The following is a 23,548-nucleotide window of genomic DNA, read 5'->3' as shown; positions in this document are numbered from 1 at the left end:
ATGGCACTGGTCGGTCTGGAGGAGCTGCACGCGGCCCGGGAGCGGATCGCCGGGGTGGCCGTGCGCACCCCGCTGGTCCCCGCCCCCTGGGCGGCCGAGGGCGAGCGGCGGCTCTGGCTGAAGCCGGAGAACCTCCAGCCGACCGGGGCCTTCAAGACCCGCGGCGCCTACAACCGGCTGGCCGCGCTCGACCCCGAGGAGCGCGCCCGCGGCGTGGTCGCCCAGTCCAGCGGCAACCACGCCCAGGCGGTCGCCTACGCGGCGCAGCTGCTCGACATCAAGGCCGTGATCGTGATGCCGGACACCTCGCCGGCGGTGAAGGTCGAGGCCACCCGCTCGTACGGCGCGGAGGTGATCCTCGTCCCACCGGCGGAGCGGGACACCCTGCCCGGCGACCTCGCCGAGCGGTTCGGCTACGTCTGGGTGCCGCCCTACGACGACCCGTTCATCATCGCGGGCCAGGGCACGGTCGGCCTGGAGATCGCCGAGGACGCCCCCGCCGGGCTGGACACCGTCCTGGTGCCGGTCAGCGGCGGCGGCCTGATCGGCGGGACGGCGGCCGCGCTGAAGCTCAGCCGCCCGGAGATCCGGGTGATCGGCGTGGAGCCGGAGCTGGCCGCCGACGCGCAGGAGAGCCTGCGCTCCGGGCGCCGGGTCGAGTGGCCGGTCGCGGACACCTACCGGACGGTCGCGGACGGGCTGCGCACCCCCTCGGTCGGCGTGCTGCCGTACGCGCACATCACCGCCTACGTGGACGACATCGTCACCGTCACCGAGGACGAGATCCGCTCCACCGTCGCCCTGCTGGCCCGCCGCGGCCGGCTGGTCGCCGAGCCCTCCGGCGCGGTCGCCCCGGCCGCGTACTTCCACCGGGCCGCCGAGACCGGTGGCCGCCGGGTGGCCGCCGTGGTCAGCGGTGGCAACATCGACCCGACACTGCTCGCGGAGCTCTTGGCGGCCCGCCCCGAGCCGAAGGCCGCGCCGGTGCCGAAAGCGACGAGCGACTAGCGACGCAGGAGCGCCGGAGTGAGGACCGTCGGCACCGGGTCGGAGCGGCCCGGAGGCGAGCGGGCGAGTGACGTAACCTCGTGTCCGGCAAGGAATCGAATGTCGGAGGAGGCGGGCCACCGCATGGACGCAGGGCTGAAGCGCGAGCTGGAGGCGAAGGTCTACGCGGGTGAGCGGCTGACCCGCGAGGACGGGATCGCGCTCTACGAGAGCGACGACCTGGCCTGGCTGGGCGGGCTGGCGCACCACGTGCGGACGCGGAAGAACGGCGACGTCGTCCACTTCAACGTCAACCGCCACCTCAACATGACGAACGTGTGCAACGCGTCCTGCGCGTACTGCTCGTTCCAGCGCAAGCCGGGCGAGAAGGACGCCTACACGATGCGCATCGAGGAGGCCGTCCGCCTCGCCAAGGCGATGGAGAGCGAGTCCCTCACCGAGCTGCACATCGTCAACGGCCTGCACCCGACCCTGCCGTGGCGCTACTACCCGCGCTCGCTGCGGGAGCTGAAGGCGGCGCTGCCGAACGTCTCGCTGAAGGCCTTCACCGCGACCGAGATCCACTGGTTCGAGAAGATCAGCGGCCTGCCCGCCGACGAGATCCTGGACGAGCTGATCGACGCCGGTCTGGAGTCGCTGACCGGCGGCGGCGCGGAGATCTTCGACTGGGAGGTCCGCCAGCACATCGTCGACCACGACACCCACTGGGAGGACTGGTCGCGGATCCACCGCCTGGCGCACAGCAAGGGCCTCAAGACCCCGGCCACCATGCTGTACGGCCACATCGAGGAGCCCCGCCACCGGGTCGACCACGTGCTGCGGCTGCGTGAGCTGCAGGACGAGACCGGCGGCTTCCAGGTCTTCATCCCGCTGCGCTACCAGCACGACTTCCACGACTCCAAGGACGGCGTCGTGCGCAACAAGCTGATGGCCCGTACCGAGATGGCCACCGGCGCCGAGGCACTGAAGACCTTCGCGGTCTCCCGGCTGCTCTTCGACAACGTCCCGCACGTCAAGGTCTTCTGGGTGATGCACGGCGTCACCACCGCCCAGCTGGCGCTCAGCCACGGCGCGGACGACATGGACGGCTCGGTGGTCGAGTACAAGATCACCCACGACGCGGACAACTTCGGCACCCCGAACAAGCTCGGCCGCGACGACCTGCTCGGCCTGATCCGGGACGCCGGCTTCCGCCCGGTGGAGCGCAACACCCGCTACGAGATCATCCGCGAGTACGAGGGCCCGGACCTGACGCGCCGCGAGACCCCGCAGGCGATGCGCCTCTGACCTGCGCACACTCCGGTGGGCCCGCCGCCGCCCGGACCGCACCCGCGGTCCGGGCGGCGGCGTCTTCACGGCTCCCGCACGTGACCCGGGTTTACCAACGGGTAGGGCGTTTGGCAGGATCGACGGCATGTCCGGTTCTCATCGCGCCACCGAGTACCCGCCGTACGAGCCGATGCAGGAACCGGTGTACGGGGTGCCGCAGCAGTCGCACGAGGCGCCGTACAGCGCGTACCAGCCCTACCCGCAGCAGGTGCCGCAGGACGGCTACGGAGACTGCCCGCAGCCGGCCGACGGGTACTTCGAGGCGTACGACCAGCCGTTCCAGCCCTACGTCGTCCAGCCGGAGTACCCGGAGTCGGTGTACGGGCAGCCGGACCACTGGCAGTCGGAGTACCGGCAGGCGGAGTACCCGCAGGCCGAGTACCCGGAGCCGGTGTACGGGGATGCGCCGCACCAGGAGCCGGTCCACGAACAGCTGGCCCCGGTCGTGCCCCTCGCCTCCGCGGCCCCCGCCCCGGGGGGCCGGGCCGCCGCCCGGGGCCGCCGGCGCAAGGCCAAGCAGAAGCGCCACGGCAAGGCCGTGATGGCCGGTACCGCGCTGCTGGTCGCCGCCGCCGCGGGCTGGTACACCGTCGGCCAGGACGGCGCCACGGCCGTCGCCACCGCCGCCGACGGCCACGGACCGGAGGGCGTCAGCAAGCCCGACCACCCCGCGTCGCCCGCCCCCGCCGCCGTCCAGGCCGCCACCGACCGGCAGTCCGCGCCCGCGGCCGCCGGCCGCAGCGAGGCCCGCCCGGACGGTTCGCTGACCGCGATACCCGGGCTCGGCGCCGCCTTCACCGCGAAGATCCCGGCCGCGACCACCCAGGTCGTCGTCGCCACCGGGCAGGGCAAGGACACCGACCGGAACAGCGTCACCCTGTGGACCCGCACCCCCGAGGGCCGCTGGCTGGCCGGAGAGACCTGGCAGGGCCACAACGGCAAGAACGGCTGGACAGCCGACCACAACGAGGGCGACCTGCGCAGCCCGATCGGCGTCTTCGACCTCACCGACGCGGGCGGCCGCAACGCCGACCCCGGCAGCAAGCTCCCGTACGACAAGGACCCGAGCTTCGTGGTCTCCGGCACGGGCTTCTTCGGCGACCAGCTGGCCGGCTCCTTCGACTACGTGGTCGCGATCAACTACAACCGGGTCGCCGGCAGCTCCCCGCTCGACATGCGCCGCCCGATGGGCAGCAAGAAGGGCGGCGGGATCTGGCTGCACGTCGACCACGACGGCCCGACCCACGGGTGCGTGTCCATACCCGAGGACAAGATGGCCCAGCTGATCCGCACCCTGGACCCGACCGCCCACCCGGTGATCGTGATGGGCGACGCCGCCTCGCTGGCGGCCTGACCACGGCGTACGGCCGGGACCCAGGCGCCCCAAGGGTCTTGTGGACCCCCTACAGATCGTCGGCGCGGATCCTGTAGCCGGTCGTGCCCGGCTGACCAGCGGGTAACCCGGTTCCATGGCAGCATGAGCGGTTCGCGCATTGTGGCACTCGGGCACTACCAGCCCCCCAAGGTCCTCTCCAACGACGACCTGGCGGCACTCGTCGACACCGATGACGAGTGGATCCGTACCCGGGTGGGCATCCGCACCCGGCACATCGCCGAGGGCGAGTCCCTGGTCGACCTCGCCGCCGAAGCCGCGCAGAAGGCGCTGGCCAACAGCGGCCGGACGGCGGAGGAGATCGACCTGGTCGTGGTCGCCACCTGCACCGCGATCGAGCGCAGCCCCAACACCGCCGCCGCGGTGGCGGCCCGGCTGGGCGTCCGGGCGCCCGCCGCGTACGACATCAACACGGTCTGCTCCGGCTTCTCGTACGCCCTGGCCACCGCCGACCACGCGATCCGGGCCGGCGCGGCGCGCCGCGCCCTGGTGATCGGCGCCGAACGGATGTCCGACACGCTCGACTGGACCGACCGGTCCACCTGCGTGATCTTCGGCGACGGCGCGGGCGCCGCGGTGGTCGAGGCCCAGCCGGAGGGCGCCGAGCCCGGCATCGGGCCGGTGGTCTGGGGCTCCGAGCCGGAACGGGGCGACGCCGTGGTGATCACCGGCTGGGACCCGGTGATCAGCCAGCAGGGCCAGTCGGTGTTCCGCTGGGCCACCACCCAGCTCGCCCCGCTGGCCCGGCAGGCCTGCGAGCGCGCCGGGATCGACCCGGCCGAGCTGAAGGGCTTCGTCCCGCACCAGGCCAACCTGCGGATCATCGACGCGATCGCCAACAAGCTCGGCCTCGCCGACGCGGTGGTGGCCCGGGACGTGGTCGACTCGGGCAACACCTCGGCCGCCTCGATCCCGCTCGCCTTCTCCAAGCTGGTCGAGCGCGGCGCGCTCTCCCCGGGCGACCCGGTCCTGCTCTTCGGCTTCGGCGGCGGGCTGGCCTACGCGGGCCAGGTCGTGCGCTGTCCGTAACTCGCCGCTCGCCTCCGGGCCGCTCTTGTCCGGTGCCGACGGTCGGCGCTCCGGCGCTCGTTCCTCGCTTGTCGCTTCTCCCTTTCGGCACCGGCGCGGCCCTTCGGCTCGGGGCGGGTGACTCGCCCGCTCGGGCGACGGTCGGCGCTGCGGAGGCGATGGCGAGGTGGCGAACCACATACCTGTGGGCGGGCACCCTGTGTGAGGGGTGCCCGCCCACCGGCATGTCTGGCGCGCGTGCGGTACGTCGGCGGACCTCCCCCGAGGACACGGCCGCCGTCCGTCGTTCCCCGGACAGGAGGCCGGGGCTGCGCGGAGCGGATGGTGGATCGAACGGCTGGTCCTACTTGGGCGCCTTCTTGCCGGTGACGCCCAGGTACACCAGGGGAGCGAGGTTGGGCTTGAGGTCCTTGACCTTGACGCCCCAGGAGGTGAAGGCCTTCTGGTGCTCGGCCGCCGAAGCGAGCAACGAGACCAGGGCCCCGGCGACGGCGTTGGGATCGAGCGACTTGTCGGCCTGACCCTTCGCCTGGAGTTCCTTGACGGCCTCGGCGAGTGGCTTGGCGACCGAGTTGAGGACGGTCATGCGGATCTTGAAGAACCGCTTGTCCCCTTCTGCGGCACCGAGCGTGACCACTCGGAGAATGGCGTCGTTCTTGCGCCAGAAGGCGAGGAATCCGTCGACCAGTTCTTCCGAAGTGGTCGGTCCGGACTTCCCTGCCCAGGACTTTCCGGCCACCAGCTCTTTGAGGGTGTCGGAGTCCTTGGCCATTTCCTCGGCGATTTCGAGGACTGCGCCCTCGACATCCGGGAAGTACTGGTAGAAGGTCGCGGGGGAGGTACCCGCCATACGGGCGACGTCGATGACCTTGACGTCCCGATAGGGCGACGTGCTGAGCATCTCGCGGAGGCAGTCGAGCAGCTTCTGCCGCGTCTCCTGTCCGCGTCGCCCGGCGACGCGACCGTCGACGGTGCGAACTTGTCCTGTCATGCCGTCAGCTTACCGTGGCACGATCTTGGCGCGATTCGGTGATGCGACTATTACTCCGCACGGGGGGTTGCTATAGCGGCCTGAACCGCTTCGGACGGATATTCACCGGGCTCCGAAGGCGCTCTTGAAGCCCCCCCGTGTGCTTTTGACCCCATAGCGTGACGGCGAGTCCGCTGAGGGGTGATCGAGTGACAGAGCGTGACCAGTCGTGCGGGGTGACACTCCGACGGTCCGGGCCCCGGGGCGCAAGCCGCGGTCGGAGCGGGCGTCAGAATCCGGCCGTTCCGTCCCGGCTGACCAGCGGGGCGTCGTGGCACGGGGCTGCGGCCGTCTCCCGGTAGGGGAGGTTGGAGATGCGCGGGGCGGCATTGGAGAATCGGGTCCGGCACCACGCGGCGGGTGCGGACGACGGGGAGGTGGCTGCGGAGTGGACCAGCTGACGGCGCACGATCCGAGGCGGATCGGGCCCTTCGAGGTGCTGGGGCGGCTGGGGGCGGGCGGGATGGGGCTGGTCTACCTGGCGCGCTCCGCCTCCGGGCGCCGGGTGGCCATCAAGACCGTCCGGGGGGAGCTGGCCGAGGACGAGCTGTTCCGGGTCCGCTTCGCCCGTGAGATCGCGGCGGCCAAGACCGTCGGCGGTTTCTACACCGCGGCCGTGGTGGACGCCGACGCGGACGCCCGGGTGCCCTGGCTGGCCACCGCGTACATCCCGGCGCCCTCGCTGGAGGACCTGGTCGAGGAGTGCGGCCCGCTGCCGGTGGAGGCCACCCGCTGGCTGGTCGCGGGCATCGCCGAGGCCCTCCAGTCGATCCACGCGGCCGGGCTGGTCCACCGCGACCTCAAGCCCTCGAACGTCCTGGTGGTCGAGGACGGCCCCAAGGTGATCGACTTCGGCATCGCGGCCGGCGTCTCCAGCACCCGGCTGACCATGACCAACGTCGCGGTCGGCACCCCCGCCTACATGTCCCCGGAGCAGGCCCGGGACAGCCGCACCGTCCGGGGCGCCAGCGACGTCTTCTCGCTCGGCTCGCTGATGGTCTTCTGCGCCACCGGGCACCCGCCGTTCCGCGGCACCAATCCGGTCGAGACGGTGTTCCAGCTGCTGCGCGAGGAGCCGGACCTGACCGGCATGGCGCCCGAGCTGATGGACCTGGTCCGGGCCTGCATGCAGCAGGCGCCCGAGCGGCGGCCCACCCCGGCGCAGATCCAGGCCGAGCTGGCCCCGCACCTGTTCTCCCGGGACGACGCCTCCGGCGAGGCCGGTGACTGGCTGCCCGCCCACGCGCTGGCGCTGATCGAGAGCAAGCGCGGCCGCCGCCCGGTCGCCCCGCCGCGCCCGCACTCCGGCCCGGTCGAGCCGCTGCGGCCGCCGCACCCCCAGGGCCCGCCGCCGCAGCCGCCCGTACCGCCGCAGCACCCGGGCCCGGACGACCCGCGCACCTACCCGGGGGCCGGCCATGCGCCGCCCACCGGGCCGGTGCACGCCGGGCCGCGGCCGGGGGCCTCGGACGCGGAGATCCCGACCGCGAAGATCCCGTCCAAGAACAAGCACCGCGCGCCCACCGGCGGGATGTCCGTCGAGGTGCAGCTGTCCGGCGCCTCGGTGCGGATAGGCCCGGGGCCGCGGGCCGAGTACGAGCAGTCCGGCCCGAGCACCGCCCCGGCCACGACCGACTGGGTCCGCCGGGCGGTGCCGACCCCGCCTCCGAGCCCGACGCCGCCGGCTCCGGCCGTGCGCTGGCGCCCCTGGCGGTTCCGGATGTCCAACGACGTCTGGGGCACGCCGGTGGTCGCCGACGGCACGCTCTTCGTCTCCAGCTTCGAGGTGCACGCGCTGGACATCGCCTCCGGCGAGCGCCGCTACAAGACCCGGGACGTCGCCTGGGCGCTCGCGGTGGACGCCGGCCGGGTGCACGCCGCGGACGGCCCGCACCTGTACACCGTGGACGTCGCGGACGGCACCGAGCGCTGGCGCACCTCGCTGGACGGCTGGGTCTACTCGCTGTCCGCCGCCGACGGCGTGCTCTGCTGCGGGGTGCGCGGGGGCGGCGTCCAACTGCGCGCGGCGGCCACCGGCGCCGAGCTGTGGCGCGCCGACGACGCCCAGCAGGACTACGAGAACCCGCAGTCCGGCCCGACCCTGGTGGGCGGCGCCGTCTACTACTACGGCGCCGGACGGCTGCGCTGCGTGGACGGCCGGGGCGCGGGCCTGCGCTGGTCCTTCCAGGTCGGCGAGGAGGTGCCCTCGCGCCCGGTGGAGCGCGGCGGGGTGCTGTACGTGACGGCCGGGACCAGGGTGTACGCGCTGGACGCGGCCAGCGGGGCCGAGCGCTGGCGCTTCGACGCCCCGGTGGTGCTGTTCACCCCGCCGGCCCTGGACGGCGACGCCGTCTACGTGGCGGACTACCTGGGCACCGTCTACGCGCTGGACGCGGCCACCGGCCTGGACCGCTGGCGCGGGGTCACCGGCAGTCGCCAGGGCGCCGAACCGGTGGTGGTCGGGGAGGGCATGGTGCTGGTCGGCAGCGGCGAGGTGCTGTACGCCTTCGAGGCGGCGACCGGCCGGGAGCGCTGGCGCTACACCGCGCGCGGCGAGATCGTCGGCTCCCCGGCGCTGGCCGACGGCCTGGTGCACCTGGGCAGCCGGGACCACTCGCTGCACACCCTGGACCTGGCGACCGGTCAGCTGCGCTGGGAGCTCGGCACCAAGGGCGAGCTGACCGGCTCCCCGGTGGCGGTCGGCGGGCGGGTCTTCGTCGGCTCCAAGGACCGCTGCGTGTACGCGCTGGACGCCTACTACGGCACGGCGGTGCCCGCCCGCTGAGCGGGGCGGACACCGCCGGCCGGTGGTGCTACGTCAGGCCTTGCGGGCCCCGGGGTGGCGGCTGCACCAGCCCTCCCACGCGGAGGAGACCATGTCGGTCACGTCGTGGCGCGCGCTCCAGCCCAGCTCGCGGTGGATCAGGTCGGCGGCGGCCACCACCCGGGCCGGGTCGCCGGGGCGGCGCGGGGTCACCGCAGGGGTGGTGTCGTAGCCGGTGACCTTGCCGATGGCCTCGATCATCTCCTTGACGCTGACACCCTCGCCGCGGCCGATGTTGAGCACCAGCGCGGTCTCGCCGGCCGGGTCGGCGGCCAGCCGCTTGGCGGCCGCCACGTGGGCCGAGGCGATGTCGGAGACGTGGATGAAGTCGCGGACGCAGGTGCCGTCCGGGGTCGCGTAGTCGTCGCCGAACACCCGCGGCGCCTCGCCGGCGGTCAGCCGCTCGAAGACCATCGGGATCAGGTTGAACACCCCGGCGTCGGAGAGCTCGGGCGAGGCGGCGCCGGCCACGTTGAAGTAGCGCAGGGCCACGGTGGAGATCCCGTGGGCCTTGCCGGCCGCGGCGACCAGCCACTCGCCGGCCAGCTTGGTCTCGCCGTAGGGGCTCATCGGGGCGCACGGGGTGGACTCGGTGACCAGGTCGACGTCCGGCATGCCGTAGACGGCGGCGGAGGAGGAGAACAGGAAGCGCTTGACGCCGCCCTCGGCCGCGGCCTCCAGCACCGTCTGCAGGCCGATCATGTTCTCGCGGTAGTACAGGAAGGGCTGCTCGACCGACTCGCCGACCTGCTTCTTGGCGGCGAAGTGCAGGATGCCCTCGATGCCGTGCTCGCGGATCGCGGCGTCCAGGACGGTGCGGTCCAGGGTGGAGCCCTCGATCAGCGGGACGCCGGCCGGCACCCGGGAGGCGTCGCCGGTGCTCAGGTCGTCCAGGACGGCGACGCGCTCGCCGGCGTCGAGCAGCTGGCGGACGACGTGCCCACCGATGTATCCGGCACCGCCGGTGATCAACCAAGTCATGCGGCAATCCTAGGCGTTCGGTTTCGGCCACCGGCCTCGGGCGAGTCGAACCGGGAAAACGGACAAATCGGTGAAATGCTGACAAAGATTTCCGTGCTCTCATGCCCGCGCCCCGGCGCGGTGACGAATCGGAGGCAGCCAGGTGAGCCGAACGAAGGAACACAACCGCCCGCTGCCGGCCGGCCCCCGGCCGACCGGCCCCAGGGCGTACCGGCGGCGGCTCGCACCGGGGGCGGTCGCGGCCGTCGCGGCGCTCGCGCTGGCGCTGGCCGGGTGCAGCAACCCGTCCTCGTCGTCCTCCTCGGCGTCCTCGACCGCGGCCGGCACCAAGCAGGCCTCCTCGGCCCCCAGCGGCCAGCCCGGCGGTGACAACCAGCTCCAGAGCGCCTACCAGAAGGTGATCGCCGACGTGCTGCCCTCGGTGGTCCAGATCACCACCGGCGACAGCCTCGGCTCCGGGATCGTCTACGACGACAAGGGCGACATCGTCACCAACGCCCACGTGGTCGGCAGCGCGACCACCTTCACCGTCACGCTGGCCAACTCCACCAAGTCGCTGGACGCCGCGCTGGTCGCCAGCTACCCGGACTCCGACCTCGCGGTGATCAAGCTCAACAGCCCGCCGAGCGGCCTCAAGCCGGCGGTCTTCGGCGATTCGGGCAAGGTCCAGCTCGGCCAGATCACCCTCGCCATGGGCAGCCCGCTCGGCCTCTCCAGCAGCGTCACCCAGGGCATCGTCTCGGCCACCGGGCGGACCGTCTCCGAGCCCCGCGGCGGCGGCTCGCCGGGCGCCACCATCGGCAACATGGTGCAGACCTCGGCCGCGATCAACCCGGGCAACAGCGGCGGCGCGCTGGTCAACCTGGACAGCCAGGTGATCGGGATCAACACCCTGGCCGCCACCGAGCCGCAGACCAACGGCGCGGCCGCCCCGGGCATCGGCTTCGCCATCCCGGCGTCCACCATCACCAGCATCACCGACCAGCTGATCAAACAGGGCAAGGTCACCAACTCCGGCCGGGCCGCGCTCGGCATCACCGCCCGGACCAGCTTCAACCAGCAGTTCCAGCCGGCCGGGGCGGTCATCGTGGCGGTCAGCCAGGGCGGCGCGGCCGCCGCGGCGGGGCTCCAGGCCGGCGACGTCATCACCAGGATCGGCGACACCCCGGTCGACTCGCTGAACGCGCTCACCACCGCGCTCGCCTCGCTCACCCCGGGCAGCAAGGTCACCGTCACCTACACCAGGGACGGCAACAGCAGGACGGCCGACGTGACCCTCGGCACCCTGGAGAGCAGCTCCTAGCCAGGCCCCGGACCCCCGGCCCCGGTGCGCCGGCCGGCCCGCCCACCGTGCAAGGGTTCCGCGGGCCGGCCGCCGTGCCGGACCGGCGCCGGGCTCCCGTCCACTGCCTCGACGGGAGCCCGGCGCCCTTTCGTGCCCCGCGCGGTCAGCGCCGGGCGGTGCGGGTGCGCCAGGGCAGCTCGACGGTGACGGTGGTCGGGCCGCCCTCCGGGCTCTCCACCAGGAACACCCCGTCCACCGCCCGGATCCGCTCGGCCAGCCCGGCCAGGCCGCTGCCCGGGTAGGCGGCGGCGCCGCCCCGGCCGTCGTCCTGGACCAGCACCATCAGCTGGCTGTCCGAGCGCCAGACGTCGACCGAGGCACTGGTCGCCCCCGCGTGCTTGGAGACGTTGGTCAGCAACTCGCTGACCGTGAAGTAGGCGATGCCCTCGACCGCCGAGTCCGGGCGCTCGGGCTCGCCGTCCGGCCCGGCCAGGTCGACGTTCACCTTCACCCCGCCGGGGACGGTGCAGCGGGCCGAGACCGCGGACAGCGCCGCGTCCAGACCCCGGTCGGTGAGCACCGCGGGGTGGATGCCCCGGGCCAGGTCGCGCAGCTCCTGGAGGGCCAGCTTCACCTCGCCGTGCGCGTTGTCGACCATCTTGGCGGCGACCGCCATGTCCTCCTGGGTCTCCACCTCGCGCAGCCGCTCCTTGGCCATGCCGAGGTCCATCGCCAGGGCGACCAGCCGGGCCTGGGCGCCGTCGTGCAGGTCGCGCTCGATCCGGCGCAGGTCGGCGGCGGCGGTGTCGACCACGGTGCCGCGGTCGTCCTCCAGCTCGCGCACCCGTTCGGCCAGGGCGCCGGGGAAGAGCAGCGACTCGATCAGGATCCGGTCGATCGCGGCCATCGCCCGCACCATGAAGGGCAGGACCGGCCACAGGGTGACCACCGAGACCAGCGTCACCGTGAAGCTCAGGATGCCCCAGGGCAGCATCAGCACGTTGTAGAGCACCGAGCGCCAGTTCAGCAGGTCGGTGAGGTGGGCGATGGTGTAGCCGACCACGCCCGGGCGGCGCCGCACCGGTTCCGGCTCGGCGATCGCGGAGCCGTACGCGGAGCGGGCCCGGCTACGGCCCAGGGCGCCCAGGGCGCGGCAGCCGGCCAGCCCGGCGGCCAGCGCCGGCAGACCGATCACCGTGACCGCCAGGCTCAGGCCGACCGAGAGCGCGGCGACCGCCAGCACGAAGCCGGCGGCGCCGAGCGGGAAGTTGAGCAGCAGCTGCCCGACCTGGCGCCACATCCGCGCGCCGTACAGCGACGGCCGCTCCATCCGGGCGTCCTGGCCCTTGATCGCGTCCACGGCGCGGCGGTGCAGCGGCTTCATCGGATCATCCGTCCCCTCGTTCGAGCTGGCGGACCCCAGCTTCCCGAACGAGGACCGGGATGTGCCATGGGGGTGATACATCTTCCCGGCGGGGGGTTATCCCCACCCCCCGCGCGGGCCCCCGGGAGTTCACCGGACCGTCCACCGGACGTCTTGCGGAGCGGGCAGGGGGTGAGGGGAGCCTTGCCCTCCCCTTAGACTCACGCATTGGCCATGGTTGAGAGCGTACGAGGAAGAGTCGTGGAGCCGTCCTGAGGGCGGGTCCCCGGCCGAGGTGGAGGCGAAGGCATGGAGGGGCAGCAGGCGGCTGCCGTCGCGGCCGACCCGGCGGTCGGCAGCGGCTACTTCGACGCGTACGCCGCGATGGGCCTGCTGGCCGTCGTCGGGGTGCTCTTCGTGACCGTGGCGTTCACCGCCAACCGCCTGCTGCGGCCGGTGGTGCACTCACCCGAGAAGCTCCTCGCCTACGAGTGCGGAGTCGACCCGGTGGGCGAGGACTGGGCGCACACCCAGATCCGCTACTACGTGTACGCCTTCCTGTACGTGATCTTCGCGGTCGACGCGATCTACCTGTTCCCGTGGGCGACCGTCTTCGCCGCCGCCGGGTACGGCGCCGGAACGCTGGTCGAGATGTTCCTCTTCATCGGCTTCCTCGCGGTCGGACTGCTCTACGCCTGGAAGAAGGGCGTTCTGGAATGGACGTGACCCACAGCCACCCGCACGGCGCCCAGGACGGTCCCGTCCCGCTCGGCCTGCCCGACCCGGCCCGCCCCGGCGCGGTGGAGCGCCGCTCCATCGGCCCGCTGGCCCGGCTCGCGCCCGACCCGGTCAAGGTCGTGCTCAACTGGGGGCGCCGCTACAGCCTCTGGTGCTTCAACTTCGGCCTGGCCTGCTGCGCGATCGAGTTCATCGCCGCGTCCATGGCCAAGCACGACTTCATCCGGATGGGTGTCATCCCGTTCGCGCCCGGACCCCGTCAGGCGGACCTGATGATCGTCTCCGGGACGGTCACCGACAAGATGGCGCCCGCCGTCAAGCGCCTCTACGAGCAGATGCCCGAGCCGAAGTACGTCATCTCCTTCGGCGCCTGCTCCAACTCCGGCGGTCCCTACTGGGACTCGTACTCCGTGACCAAGGGCGTGGACCAGATCATCCCGGTCGACGTCTACGTGCCCGGCTGCCCGCCCCGGCCCGAGGCGCTGCTCCAGGGCATCCTCAAGCTGCAGGAGAAGATCGCCGCCGAGTCCCTGCCCGGCCGCTACACCGCGCCCGCGGCGGCGCTGCGCCGCCCGCTGGTGGCGGGGCCGTCCGGCGATGGAGGAGTGTCGTGACCACGGCAGAGCAGTACGCGGCGTCGGTCGGGGAATGGGCGACCGGCGCCGAGGCGTACGGGCTGATCACCGTCGACGTGCCGGCCGAGCACTGGATCGAGGCGCTCACCGGCGCCCGGGACGCGCTGGGCCTGGACTACTTCGACTGGCTGAGCGCCGTCGACGAGCTCGCCGAGGGCTTCTCCGTCGTCGCGCACCTGGCCGCCGCCGAGGCGCCGGGCGTGCGGCACCTCGCGCTGCGCACCCGGGTGCCGCGGGAGAAGGCCGCGCTGCCCAGCGCCGTCGCGGTCTACGCCGGGGCCGCCTGGCACGAGCGCGAGACCCACGAGATGTTCGGCATCGACTTCCCCGGGCACCCGTACCTGGCCACCCTGCTGCTGCCGGACGGCTTCGAGGGGCACCCGCTGCGCAAGGAGTTCGTGCTCGCCGCGCGGGTCGCCAAGGCCTGGCCGGGCGCCAAGGAGCCGGGCGAGTCCGACCACGGGGACGGGCCGGCCCGGCGCAAGATGCAGCCGCCCGGTGTGCCGGACCCGAACGAGTGGGGGCCGCTCAAGGGCACCCTGCCGCCGGTCGCCGAGCGGCCCGCGCGGGGTGCCCGGGCGGCCGGTGCGGCGGCGCGCGCGCCCCGGGCCGGGGCTGCGGCCCCGGCCGGTGCCGGTGCGGCTGCTGCCGAGGGTGCGCCTGCGGTGCGGGCGGACCGGCCGCGGCGGACCCGGTCGGTGTCGGACGGGTCGGCGAGCCAGCCGGCTGCCGAGGCCCCGGCCGTCGAGGCTGCCGGTGCCGGTGCCGGTGCCGGTGCCGGTGCCGGTGCCGGTGCGGCTGCTGCTGAGGGTGCGCCCGTGGTGCGGGCGGACCGGCCGCGGCGGACCCGGTCGGTGTCGGACGGGTCGGCGAGCCAGAGCGCTGCCGCCGAGCCGTCCGTCGAACGCCCGGCTCCGGCCGCGCCCCGGTCCTCCGACGCGCCCTGGCACAACCCGGTGCCCGCCCACGACGCCGGGCCCGCGGGTGCGGAGCCGGCCGCCGAGCCGGGCGGGAAGCCGCAGGAGCAGCAGGACGGGACGTCGGACGAGAAGAAGGACGAGACGTCGGCCGGAGCGGCCGACCAGGACGGAGACGGCGCGTGAACCTGCTCGACACGGTGCTCCGCTGCGTCGCCACCCTCGTCGTCTTCCTGGTCTTCCCGCTGGTCATCGGCCAGACCGAGCACAAGGTGATGGCGCACATGCAGGGCCGGCTCGGCCCGATGTACGCGGGCGGCTTCCACGGCTGGGCGCAGCTCGTCGCGGACGGCGTGAAGTTCGCGCAGAAGGAGGACATCGTCCCGGCCGGGGCGGACCGCCGGATCTTCCAGCTGGCGCCCGCCGTCTCGCTGCTGCCGTACCTGTTCGTGCTGCTGGCGATCCCGGTCGGCCCGGACGGCTTCGTCGGCCAGGCGATCGACGCCGGACTGTTCTTCGTGCTCGCCGTGATGGGCGTCGGGGTGATCGGCAAGCTGATGGCCGGCTGGGCCTCGGCGAACAAGTTCTCGCTGCTCGGCGGCCTGCGCACGGCCGCGCAGCTGATGTCGTACGAGCTGCCGATGGTGCTCGCGGCGGCCTCGGTGGCGATGGCCGCCGGCACCCTGTCGCTGCCCGGGATCCTGGACGCCTGGCAGTGGTACTGGCTGCCCTGGCAGCTCATCGGCGCCTTCGTCTTCTTCACGGCCGGCCTGGCCGAGCTCCAGCGGCCGCCGTTCGACATGCCGGTCGCCGACTCGGAGATCATCTTCGGCGCGTACACCGAGTACACCGGACTGCGCTTCGCGCTGTTCCTGCTGTCCGAGTACGTGGGCATCCTGGTGGTGTCGGCGCTGACGGCGGTGCTCTTCCTCGGCGGCTGGCACGGGCCGATGTCCGACCAGCTCGGCTGGCTCTGGATGCTCCTCAAGACCTTCGCGCTGGCCTTCGTGGTCATCTGGCTGCGGGTCACCTACCCGCGGCTGCGCGAGGACCAGCTGATGCGCTTCGCGTGGATCGTGCTGATCCCGCTGGCGCTCGTCCAGCTGGCCCTCACCGGCATCCTCAAGGTGGCGATCGCATGAGCTTTCCCGGTGCCGGCCTCGCCAAGGGCCTGGCCGTGACGCTGCGGACGATGACCAGGAAGAGCGTCACCGCGCAGTACCCCGACGTGCAGCCGGTGCTGCCGCCGCGTTCGCGCGGCGTCATCGCGCTGCTGGAGGAGAACTGCACGGTGTGCATGCTCTGTGCGCGCGAGTGCCCGGACTGGTGCATCTACATCGACTCCCACAAGGAGACGCTGCCGGCCGCCGACCCGAACGCCCGGGCCCGCACCCGCAACGTGCTGGACCGGTTCGCCATCGACTTCTCGCTCTGCATGTACTGCGGGATCTGCATCGAGGTGTGCCCCTTCGACGCGCTGTTCTGGTCGCCGGAGTTCGAGTACGCGGAGACCGACATCCACGAGCTGACCCACGAGCGGGAGAAGCTCCGCGAGTGGATGTGGACCGTTCCGGCGCCGCCGGCCCTGGACCCGGCCGCCGAGGAGCCCAAGGAGATCGCCACCGCCCGGAAGGCGGCGGACAAGCTGGCGGCCGCCGCTGCGGCCGCCGCAGAAGTTGTCGAGGAGAAGGGTGACGACGCGTGATCGGTGGCGCCGTGCTCCTCGCGGCGACCGGCTCGTTGGAGCCGGCCGCCCGTTCGTTCCTGTCCCCGACCGGTCAGGAGATCGTCTTCCTGCTGGTCGGCATCGCGGTGCTCGGCGCGGCGGTCGTCTCGGTGACCACCAAGCAGCTGGTGCACGCCGCGCTCTGGCTGGTGGTCGCGCTCGGCGGGCTCGCGGTGGAGTTCCTGCTGCTCACGGCCGAGTTCATCGCCTGGGTGCAGGTGCTGATCTACCTCGGTTCGGTGGTCGTCCTGGTGCTGTTCGGGCTGATGCTCACCAAGGCGCCGATCGGGCGTTCGCCGGACGCCGACTCCAAGAACCGCTGGGTCGCCCTGGTCGTGGCGCTGGCCTCGGCCGGGACCCTGGTGACCCTGGTGGTCGACGCCTTCCGGACGTCCTGGATCGACCTCGGGGCGGGCGGCGGCTCGGCCGCCGTCACCGGGGCCAGCCTGTTCCGGCACTGGGTGCTGCCCTTCGAGGCGCTGTCCGTGCTGCTGCTGGCGGCGCTGGTCGGCGCGATCGTGCTGTCGCGCGGGTCCGGACGCCGGGTGCCGGCGCCCCGGGCGGGCCGGGTGCGGGCGGGCCGGCCGGTCGGGTCGAACGGGACCGTGGCCGCGACCGCGCCCAAGCCCCCGGTGGCCGCCGAACCGGAGGCGTCCGTGTCGGAGGCGTCCGCGCCGGAGGGAGAGAGCTGATGCACCTCGCCTACCCCGTCGTCCTCTCCGCGCTGCTGTTCAGCGTCGGGGTGTACGGCGTGCTCGCCCGGCGCAACGCCGTCCTGGTGCTGATGTCCGTCGAGCTGATGCTCAACGCCGTCAACCTCAACCTGGTCGCCTTCGACGCCTGGCTGCGCGACGCGCTGCACGCCGGGCAGGCGCTCACCCTGTTCACCATCACCGTCGCCGCCGCCGAGGTCGGGCTGGGGCTGGCCATCGTCCTGCTGCTGTTCCGGGCCCGGGGCACCGCGGACATCGACCGGGCGACCGCGCTCGGCGACCCGGCCGAGTCGCACGCCCCCGCCGCGGAGGAACCGGTCGCAGCCGAGGCACTGAAGGGCCGGGCCACCGCATGAACCTCGCCCTGCCCGTCCTCGTCCCCGCGCTGCCGGCCCTCGGGGCCGCCGCGACCCTGGCCGTCGGCAAGAAGGCGCCCGGGCTGGCCCGACCGCTGGCGATCGTCCCGGTCGCCGTCTCGGCCGTGCTCGCCCTGGTGGTCGCCCTCCAGCTCGGCACCGGCCGGAGCCTGGACGCGGCCACCCGGCTCACCCCGACCGGCGGCCCGGACATCGCGCTGGCCGTCCACCTGGACGGCTTCAGCTCGCTGATCTCCGTGCTGGTCGGCCTGGTCGCCACCTGCGTCCAGGTCTACTCGACCGCGTACCTGAAGGAGGACCGGCGCTACCCCTCGTACGCGGCGCTGGTCTCGCTGTTCACCGCGGCGATGTTCCTGGTGGTCTACTCGGGCGACCTCGTGGTGCTGCTGGTCGGCTGGGAGGTCATGGGCGTCTGCTCGTACTTCCTGATCGGCCACCACTGGGAGAGCGCCGACGCCCGCTCGGCCTCGCTCAAGGCGTTCCTGGTCACCAAGCTCGGCGACGTGCCGTTCCTGTTCGGGATCTTCCTGCTCGGCACGGACGCCGGCAGCTTCCGGATCCCGGACGTGCTGGCCGCCGCGGGCGACGGCAGGCTCGGTCACCCGACGCTGACGGCGCTGCTGCTGCTGGCCGGTGTCGCCGGCAAGAGCGCCCAGTTCCCGCTGCACACCTGGCTCCCGGACGCGATGGCCGGTCCGACGCCGGTCTCCGCGCTGATCCACGCCGCCACCATGGTCGCGGCCGGCATCTACCTGGTGGCCCGGCTGATGCCGGTGTTCCTCCAGTCGGGTGCGGCGCTGGTCGTGCTCGCGGTGATGGCCGCCGTGACGATGATCGGATCGGCGCTCTGCGCGCTCGCCCAGGACGACCTCAAACGGGTGCTCGCCTACTCCACCGTCGGCCAGCTCGGCTACATGGCCGGCGCGCTGGCCAGCGGTGACCGCGAGGCCTCGGTGTTCCACCTGGTCAGCCACGGCGCGTTCAAGGCGCTGCTGTTCCTGGCCGCCGGTGTGGTGATCCACGCCGCGCACACCAACTCGATCTCCGCGATGTCCCGGATCCCCGGGCTGCGCAAGCGGGTGCCGGACGCCTACTGGACGATGGGCATCGCGCTGGTCGCCCTGGCCGGGCTGCCGCCGTTCTCCGGCTTCTTCAGCAAGGAGGCGGTGCTGACCGCCGCCGAGCACGCCGCCAACGGCGACGCGCTCACCAACGGCCTCGGCCCGGCCTCGGCGGTGCCGCAGGCGGCCGGCTGGATCGTGCTGATCTCGGCCGCGCTCACCGCGCTGCTCACCGGCGCGTACGCGGCCCGGCTGTTCCTGCTGACCTTCCACAGCCCGGCGGGCCGGACCGCCCCGGCGGCCGTCCCGGCCGACCCGGCCGACCACGAGGGCGACGCACCGTACTCGCCCGAGCCGGACGAGGCCGACCCGGCCACCGCCGAGCCGCCCGCGATGCGCTGGCCGCTCTGGGTGCTGGCCGTCCCGACCATGGGCTTCGGCATCGCCGGGCTCCGCTCGGACTGGCTGCCCGCGCTGCTGGACGGCGGCTCGCTGCGCCCCACCGGCGTCACCGCCGTGACCGGCACCGGGCTCGCCGTGGTCGGCGTGCTCGCCGCCTACGGCGCCTGGCGCTCGGCCACCGCCCGGCTGGCCACCGGCCGCCCCGCCCCGGCCGCCCGGGTGGTCGTCGCCGACCCCGGGCGCACCCTGCTCGGCCCGCTGTTCGGCCCGGCCCGGCACGGCTTCGGCGTGGACCGGCTGTACCACCTGCTGTTCGTCCGCCCGGTGGGCGCCGCGGCCCGGCTGGTCCGCTTCCTCGACCGCGAGGTCGTCGAGGGCTACGTCCAGGGCAGCGGGATCGGCGCCAACCTGCTCGGCCGGGCCGTCCGGCTCGCCCAGACCGGCAACGCGCAGACCTACCTCAGCGCGCTGCTCGCCGGGGTCGTCCTGCTGGCCGTCCTGGTGGCGGTGTAGCCGGTGCCGTCCTTCCCCACCTCCGTCCCGTCCGCCGCTGTCGCTGGGAGCCTCCGATGAACGCGGTCCTCATCGCCCTCCTGGCGCTGCCACTGCTCGGCGCCGCGCTCACCCTGGCTCCGGTGTTCGGAGCGGACCGGGCCGTCGCGGGCCGGCGGGCGCTGCGGCTGAACTCCGTGGTCACCGGCGCGGTGCTGCTGCTCGCCGTCGCCCTCGCGGCCGGCTTCGACCACGGCGCGCCGGCCCGGATGCAGGCCACCACCGACCTGGACTGGATCCCGGCCCTGCACGTGCGCTTCCACCTCGGGGTGGACGGCGTCTCGCTGCCGCTGATCGTGCTGACCGCCCTGCTCACCTTCCTCTGCGCGCTGTACTCGGAGAAGCGGCTGCCGGACGGGGAGGGCGTGCCGTCGCCGCAGGCCTTCGTCGGGCTGTTCCTGCTGCTCGAAGTCGGCATGCTCGCCACCTTCGCGGTGCTGGACCTGCTGCTCTTCTTCCTGGCCTTCGAGATCGTGCTGATCCCGATGTACTTCCTGATCGCCCGCTGGGGGAGCGGCGCGAAGGTGCCGGCCGCCAACCGGTTCATCCTCTACACGCTGCTCGGCTCGGCCGTGATGCTGCTGGGCTTCCTGCTGATCGGCAGCAAGGCCGGCACCTTCGACATGCAGGCCCTGGCCGCCCACCACGGCAACGGCCTGAGCCACACCACCCAGGTGACCGCCGCACTGGCGATCATGGTCGGGCTCGCGGTCAAGGCCCCGGCCTGGCCGCTGCACAGCTGGCTCCCCGACGCCCACACCGCCGCTCCGACGGTGGGCTCGGTGCTGCTGGCCGGCGTGCTGCTGAAGATGGGCACCTACGGACTCGTCCGCGTCCTCCTCCCGGTCGTGCCGGACGGCACCGCGACGCTCGCCCCCTACCTGGGCGCCTTCGCCGCCGTCGGCATCGTCTACGGCTCGCTGGCCTGTCTGGCGCTGGCCCGCCCCGGGGCGAAGGGCGACCTCAAGCGCCTGATCGCCTACTCCTCCGTCGGCCACATGGGCTTCGTGCTGCTCGGCATCGCCTCCCTCACCCCGGTGGGCGTCAACGGGGCGCTGTTCGCCAACATCGCCCACGGCCTGATCACCGGTCTGCTGTTCTTCCTGGTCGGGGCCCTCAAGGACCGCTACGGCACGGCGGACCTCGACACCCTCTCCGGCGCCACCGGCGCGGCCCTGTACGGCCGGGCACCCCGGATCGGCGCGCTGCTCGCCTTCGCCGCCGTCGCCAGCCTCGGCCTCCCCGGCCTGGCCGGCTTCTGGGGCGAGCTGCTCGCCATGTTCGGCGCCTTCGACCCGGCGGCCGGACTCTCCCGCCCCGCCTTCGTCACCTACATGGTCCTGGCCGGCCTCGGCACCCTCCTCACCGCCGCGTACCTGCTGATCGTGGTCAAGCGCGTCTGCATGGGCGACCCCGAGCAGCCCGCACCGGTGGCCGAGGTGGCCGACCTGCGCCCGTACGAAGCCGTCAGCTGGACGCCGCTGGCCGCGCTCACGCTGCTGGCCGGCCTCTGGCCCGCCCTCCTGCTCGGGCTCTCCGACCCCGCCGTCAAGCACCTCCTCGGGGGTGGCTGACCGTGCTCGCAGCCCGCACCGCCGCACTCGGACCTCACTCGGACCTCACTCCACGGGGCAGCACACTGTGACCTCCCTCGCCGTAGCCAACCCGGGCTCCCTGATCCAGTCCGTGGACTGGGTGGCGATCGCGCCCCCGCTGATCGCCGCCGTGGCCGCCCTCGCCGTGCTGGTCACCGACCTGTTCCTGCCCGAGCGGCACAAGAAGTGGCTCGGCCGCCTCACCGCGGCCGGACTCGCCCTCGCCCTCATCGCGCTCCTTCCCCTCACCGGCGGCTCACCCCGAGCGACCTTCTGCCTCCGGAACGTAACAGGGGCCACTGACAGTCCGGCGGTGAGCGGCTGTTCGTACGTCGCCGACCACTTCGCGCTGGTGTTCCAGCTGCTCGCCCTCGGCGGTGCGCTGATCGCGGCCCTGCTGTCGGCCCACACGGTCGAGAGCGAGGGGCTGCCGCGCGGCGAGTACTGGTTCCTGCTGCTCTCCAGCGCCACCGGCGCCGCCCTGCTGCCCGCCTCCCGCGACCTCGCCACCATGGTGATCGCCCTGGAGGTCGCCTCGCTGCCCGCCTTCGCGCTGGTCGCGCTGCGCCGGGACGGGCGGGGTGCGGAGGCCGCGCTCAAGTTCTTCGTCTCCTCGGTGACCGCCACCGCCGTGATGCTGCTCGGCGTCGGCTTCGTCTACGCGGCCAGCGGCAGCCTGCACCTCGCCGCCGTCGCCGAGGGCCTGGAGCACGCGCCCGGGCAGCTCAAGCCGCTGGCCGAGGCGGGCGCGGTGCTCACCCTGGTCGGCTTCGCCTTCAAGGTCGCCGCCGTCCCGTTCCACTTCTGGGTGCCCGACACCTACACCGGCGCCCCGCTGCCGGTGGCCGGCTACCTCTCGGTGGTCGGCAAGGCGGCCGGCCTGTCCGGTCTCGCCCTGGCCACCACCATCGCGTTCCGGCCGTACGCCCACACCTGGGGCCTGGTGCTCGCCGTGCTGGCCGCCGTCACCATGACCGCCGGCAACGTCGGCGCGCTGCGGCAGCGCTTCGACACCCGGTACAGCGCGGTGCGGCTGCTGGCCTGGTCCTCGGTCGGCCAGGCCGGGTACCTGCTGGTGCCGCTCGCCGCGGCCGGCTACGCGCCCACCGGCGCCGACCCGCTCGGCGCCACCGCCGCGTACGCGCTGATCTACGGCGTGGTGAACCTCGGTGCCTTCGGGGTGGTCGCCGCCGTCGGCCGCCGGGCCGGGACCCGGGTGGACGACTTCCGCGGCCTGTTCGCCCGCAACCGCTGGACGGCGCTCGCGCTGGCCTTCTTCCTGCTCTGCCTGGCCGGCCTGCCGCCGGGCGTGATCGGCCTGTTCGGCAAGGTCGTGGTGTTCCGCGCGGCCGTGGACGCCGGGCTGGGGTGGCTGGCCGTGGTGATGGCCGTCAACGTGGTCGTCGCGCTCTTCTACTACCTGCGCTGGACGGCCCGGCTGTTCGCCCCGGCGGAGCCGGGGAGCGCGGCCGAGGACGGCGCCGAGCGGCGGCTGCCGGTCGGCCTGGCCGCCACGCTGGGGCTCACCGCCTCGGTCGCGGTGGTGCTCTCGGTCGCCCCGCAGCTGGTCCTCCAGGTGGCCGGCGGCTCGCTGTTCTGAGCCGCCGACCGGGTGTCACGTCGGTCACAAGGGAACAAGGTCCCGGGGCCCGCCCGTTGACCGGGCAAGAGGGACGAGGCAGAAAGGGCTTCCCCACCGCACCACTGGAGGGCCTGACGTGCACAGCCGGCACAACGGACTGAGGACCGCCGTCCTGCTCGGTGGCCTCTCGGCGCTGATCCTGGTGATCGGCAGTTTCTTCGGCCGGACCGGCTTCGTGGTCGCCCTGCTGATCGCGCTCGGGACCAACGCGTACGCCTACTGGAACAGCGACAAGATCGCCCTGCGGGCCATGCGGGCCCGGCCGGTCAGCGAGTTCGAGGCGCCCGGGCTCTACCGGATCGTGCGCGAGCTCTCCACCTCGGCCCGGCAGCCGATGCCCCGCCTCTACATCTCCCCGACGCCCGCCCCGAACGCCTTCGCCACCGGCCGCAACCCGCGCAACGCGGCGGTCTGCTGCACCGAGGGCATCCTGCAGATCCTGGACGAGCGCGAGCTGCGCGGCGTCCTCGGGCACGAGCTGAGCCACGTCTACAACCGGGACATCCTGATCTCCTCGGTCGCCGGGGCACTGGCCTCGGTGGTGATGTTCCTGGTGAACTTCGCCTGGCTGATCCCGTTCGGCCGGAGCGACGACGACGACGGGCCCGGGCTGTTCGGGATGCTCGCCATCATGATCCTCGGGCCGATCGCCGCCGGGCTGATCCAGATGGCGGTCAGCCGCTCCCGCGAGTACCAGGCCGACGCCGACGGCGCCCGGATGACCGGCGACCCGCTCGCCCTCGCCGGCGCCCTGCGCAAGCTCGACGCGGGCACCCGCCAGCTGCCGCTCCCGCCGGAGCCCCAGCTCCAGACGGCGAGCCACATGATGATCGCCAGCCCGTTCCGCCCGGGCGAGACGGGCGCCCGGCTGTTCTCCACCCACCCGCCGATGGCGGAGCGGATCGCCCGGCTGGAGCGGATGGCGGGCTACCGGTCCTAGCCGGCGCG

General features: G+C 73.4%; 20 protein-coding genes. 17 read left to right on the top strand and 3 right to left on the bottom strand.

Translation table 11 applies throughout. The annotated features are described in order from the left end of the window. From AB0O91_RS03995 to AB0O91_RS03980, 4 genes are all read left to right on the top strand, one after another. On the top strand, window positions 1-1,008 hold the full coding sequence (locus AB0O91_RS03995) for a threonine/serine dehydratase (protein WP_363427560.1): 1,008 nt from the start codon (window positions 1-3) through the stop codon (window positions 1,006-1,008). A 123-nt stretch (window positions 1,009-1,131) separates the two neighbouring features. After that, window positions 1,132-2,295, top strand: a complete 1,164-nt coding sequence (mqnE, locus tag AB0O91_RS03990; protein WP_363427558.1) for an aminofutalosine synthase MqnE — start codon at window positions 1,132-1,134, stop codon at window positions 2,293-2,295. Window positions 2,296-2,878: 583 nt separating this feature from the next. After that, window positions 2,879-3,691 carry a L,D-transpeptidase family protein gene (locus AB0O91_RS03985; protein ID WP_363427761.1) on the top strand — a complete coding sequence of 271 codons (813 nt, stop codon included), beginning with the start codon at window positions 2,879-2,881 and terminating at the stop codon, window positions 3,689-3,691. A gap of 123 nt (window positions 3,692-3,814) precedes the next feature. Continuing rightward, window positions 3,815-4,759: a beta-ketoacyl-ACP synthase III gene (locus AB0O91_RS03980; protein WP_363427556.1), complete on the top strand. Its 945-nt coding sequence runs from the start codon at window positions 3,815-3,817 to the stop codon at window positions 4,757-4,759. 343 nt (window positions 4,760-5,102) lie between these two features. Here the strand turns inward: AB0O91_RS03980 and AB0O91_RS03975 are convergent, their stop codons facing one another. Then, complete coding sequence (locus tag AB0O91_RS03975; RefSeq protein ID WP_188307623.1) at window positions 5,103-5,750, bottom strand: TetR family transcriptional regulator; 648 nt, start codon at window positions 5,748-5,750, stop codon at window positions 5,103-5,105. A gap of 427 nt (window positions 5,751-6,177) precedes the next feature. Between AB0O91_RS03975 and AB0O91_RS03970 the strand changes: the two genes are divergently transcribed. Beyond that, on the top strand, window positions 6,178-8,574 hold the full coding sequence (locus AB0O91_RS03970; RefSeq protein WP_363427554.1) for a PQQ-binding-like beta-propeller repeat protein: 2,397 nt from the start codon (window positions 6,178-6,180) through the stop codon (window positions 8,572-8,574). Between the two features lie 33 nt (window positions 8,575-8,607). Here the strand turns inward: AB0O91_RS03970 and galE are convergent, their stop codons facing one another. Continuing rightward, on the bottom strand, window positions 8,608-9,594 hold the full coding sequence (gene galE, locus AB0O91_RS03965; protein ID WP_363427552.1) for a UDP-glucose 4-epimerase GalE: 987 nt from the start codon (window positions 9,592-9,594) through the stop codon (window positions 8,608-8,610). A gap of 259 nt (window positions 9,595-9,853) precedes the next feature. On the opposite strand from galE, the gene AB0O91_RS03960 reads away from it, so the two are divergent. Next, entirely contained in the window at window positions 9,854-10,897 is a 1,044-nt protein-coding gene (locus tag AB0O91_RS03960; RefSeq protein WP_363427759.1) for a trypsin-like peptidase domain-containing protein, read from the top strand. A 145-nt stretch (window positions 10,898-11,042) separates the two neighbouring features. Here AB0O91_RS03960 and AB0O91_RS03955 read toward each other — a convergent pair whose 3' ends face one another. Beyond that, complete coding sequence (locus AB0O91_RS03955; RefSeq protein ID WP_363427757.1) at window positions 11,043-12,209, bottom strand: sensor domain-containing protein; 1,167 nt, start codon at window positions 12,207-12,209, stop codon at window positions 11,043-11,045. Window positions 12,210-12,551: 342 nt separating this feature from the next. On the opposite strand from AB0O91_RS03955, the gene AB0O91_RS03950 reads away from it, so the two are divergent. From AB0O91_RS03950 to htpX, 11 genes are all read left to right on the top strand, one after another. Then, window positions 12,552-12,968 carry an NADH-quinone oxidoreductase subunit A gene (locus tag AB0O91_RS03950; protein WP_363427550.1) on the top strand — a complete coding sequence of 139 codons (417 nt, stop codon included), beginning with the start codon at window positions 12,552-12,554 and terminating at the stop codon, window positions 12,966-12,968. Continuing rightward, window positions 12,959-13,594, top strand: coding sequence for an NADH-quinone oxidoreductase subunit B family protein (locus AB0O91_RS03945; RefSeq protein ID WP_363427548.1), 636 nt, complete (start codon window positions 12,959-12,961; stop codon window positions 13,592-13,594). The genes AB0O91_RS03950 and AB0O91_RS03945 overlap by 10 nt, the downstream gene beginning before the upstream one ends. Then, complete coding sequence (locus AB0O91_RS03940) at window positions 13,591-14,718, top strand: NADH-quinone oxidoreductase subunit C (protein ID WP_363427546.1); 1,128 nt, start codon at window positions 13,591-13,593, stop codon at window positions 14,716-14,718. The genes AB0O91_RS03945 and AB0O91_RS03940 overlap by 4 nt, the downstream gene beginning before the upstream one ends. Window positions 14,719-14,720: 2 nt before the next feature. Continuing rightward, a complete protein-coding gene (gene nuoH, locus AB0O91_RS03935) occupies window positions 14,721-15,674 on the top strand; it encodes an NADH-quinone oxidoreductase subunit NuoH (RefSeq protein ID WP_363427755.1) in 954 nt (317 codons plus the stop codon). Beyond that, a complete protein-coding gene (locus AB0O91_RS03930) occupies window positions 15,671-16,237 on the top strand; it encodes an NADH-quinone oxidoreductase subunit I (RefSeq protein ID WP_363427544.1) in 567 nt (188 codons plus the stop codon). Before nuoH ends, AB0O91_RS03930 begins: the two co-directional genes overlap by 4 nt. Next, on the top strand, window positions 16,234-16,950 hold the full coding sequence (locus AB0O91_RS03925) for an NADH-quinone oxidoreductase subunit J (RefSeq protein WP_363427542.1): 717 nt from the start codon (window positions 16,234-16,236) through the stop codon (window positions 16,948-16,950). Before AB0O91_RS03930 ends, AB0O91_RS03925 begins: the two co-directional genes overlap by 4 nt. Next, on the top strand, window positions 16,950-17,327 hold the full coding sequence (nuoK, locus tag AB0O91_RS03920; RefSeq protein ID WP_363427540.1) for an NADH-quinone oxidoreductase subunit NuoK: 378 nt from the start codon (window positions 16,950-16,952) through the stop codon (window positions 17,325-17,327). Before AB0O91_RS03925 ends, nuoK begins: the two co-directional genes overlap by 1 nt. After that, window positions 17,324-19,324, top strand: a complete 2,001-nt coding sequence (locus tag AB0O91_RS03915; protein ID WP_363427538.1) for an NADH-quinone oxidoreductase subunit L — start codon at window positions 17,324-17,326, stop codon at window positions 19,322-19,324. Before nuoK ends, AB0O91_RS03915 begins: the two co-directional genes overlap by 4 nt. A gap of 56 nt (window positions 19,325-19,380) precedes the next feature. Next, window positions 19,381-20,937 carry an NADH-quinone oxidoreductase subunit M gene (locus AB0O91_RS03910; RefSeq protein WP_363427536.1) on the top strand — a complete coding sequence of 519 codons (1,557 nt, stop codon included), beginning with the start codon at window positions 19,381-19,383 and terminating at the stop codon, window positions 20,935-20,937. 67 nt (window positions 20,938-21,004) lie between these two features. Further along, window positions 21,005-22,558: an NADH-quinone oxidoreductase subunit N gene (locus tag AB0O91_RS03905; protein ID WP_363427534.1), complete on the top strand. Its 1,554-nt coding sequence runs from the start codon at window positions 21,005-21,007 to the stop codon at window positions 22,556-22,558. 118 nt (window positions 22,559-22,676) lie between these two features. Then, window positions 22,677-23,540 carry a zinc metalloprotease HtpX gene (htpX, locus tag AB0O91_RS03900; RefSeq protein ID WP_363427532.1) on the top strand — a complete coding sequence of 288 codons (864 nt, stop codon included), beginning with the start codon at window positions 22,677-22,679 and terminating at the stop codon, window positions 23,538-23,540. Window positions 23,541-23,548 lie beyond the last annotated feature (8 nt).

It is taken from the genome of Kitasatospora sp. NPDC089797 (assembly GCF_040684795.1).
Classification (GTDB): domain Bacteria; phylum Actinomycetota; class Actinomycetes; order Streptomycetales; family Streptomycetaceae; genus Kitasatospora.
This window is presented reverse-complemented; position numbering and strand designations above follow the sequence as displayed.

Coding starts and splice junctions, on each gene's coding strand:
- AB0O91_RS03995 (WP_363427560.1), top strand. CDS start 1: ATGGCACTGGTCGGTCTGGAGGAGCTGCACGCGGCCCGGGAGCGGATC.
- mqnE (WP_363427558.1), top strand. CDS start 1,132: ATGGACGCAGGGCTGAAGCGCGAGCTGGAGGCGAAGGTCTACGCGGGT.
- AB0O91_RS03985 (WP_363427761.1), top strand. CDS start 2,879: ATGGCCGGTACCGCGCTGCTGGTCGCCGCCGCCGCGGGCTGGTACACC.
- AB0O91_RS03980 (WP_363427556.1), top strand. CDS start 3,815: ATGAGCGGTTCGCGCATTGTGGCACTCGGGCACTACCAGCCCCCCAAG.
- AB0O91_RS03975 (WP_188307623.1), bottom strand. CDS start 5,750: ATGACAGGACAAGTTCGCACCGTCGACGGTCGCGTCGCCGGGCGACGC.
- galE (WP_363427552.1), bottom strand. CDS start 9,594: ATGACTTGGTTGATCACCGGCGGTGCCGGATACATCGGTGGGCACGTC.
- AB0O91_RS03955 (WP_363427757.1), bottom strand. CDS start 12,209: ATGGAGCGGCCGTCGCTGTACGGCGCGCGGATGTGGCGCCAGGTCGGG.
- AB0O91_RS03950 (WP_363427550.1), top strand. CDS start 12,552: ATGGAGGGGCAGCAGGCGGCTGCCGTCGCGGCCGACCCGGCGGTCGGC.
- AB0O91_RS03945 (WP_363427548.1), top strand. CDS start 12,959: ATGGACGTGACCCACAGCCACCCGCACGGCGCCCAGGACGGTCCCGTC.
- AB0O91_RS03930 (WP_363427544.1), top strand. CDS start 15,671: ATGAGCTTTCCCGGTGCCGGCCTCGCCAAGGGCCTGGCCGTGACGCTG.
- nuoK (WP_363427540.1), top strand. CDS start 16,950: ATGCACCTCGCCTACCCCGTCGTCCTCTCCGCGCTGCTGTTCAGCGTC.
- AB0O91_RS03915 (WP_363427538.1), top strand. CDS start 17,324: ATGAACCTCGCCCTGCCCGTCCTCGTCCCCGCGCTGCCGGCCCTCGGG.
- AB0O91_RS03910 (WP_363427536.1), top strand. CDS start 19,381: ATGAACGCGGTCCTCATCGCCCTCCTGGCGCTGCCACTGCTCGGCGCC.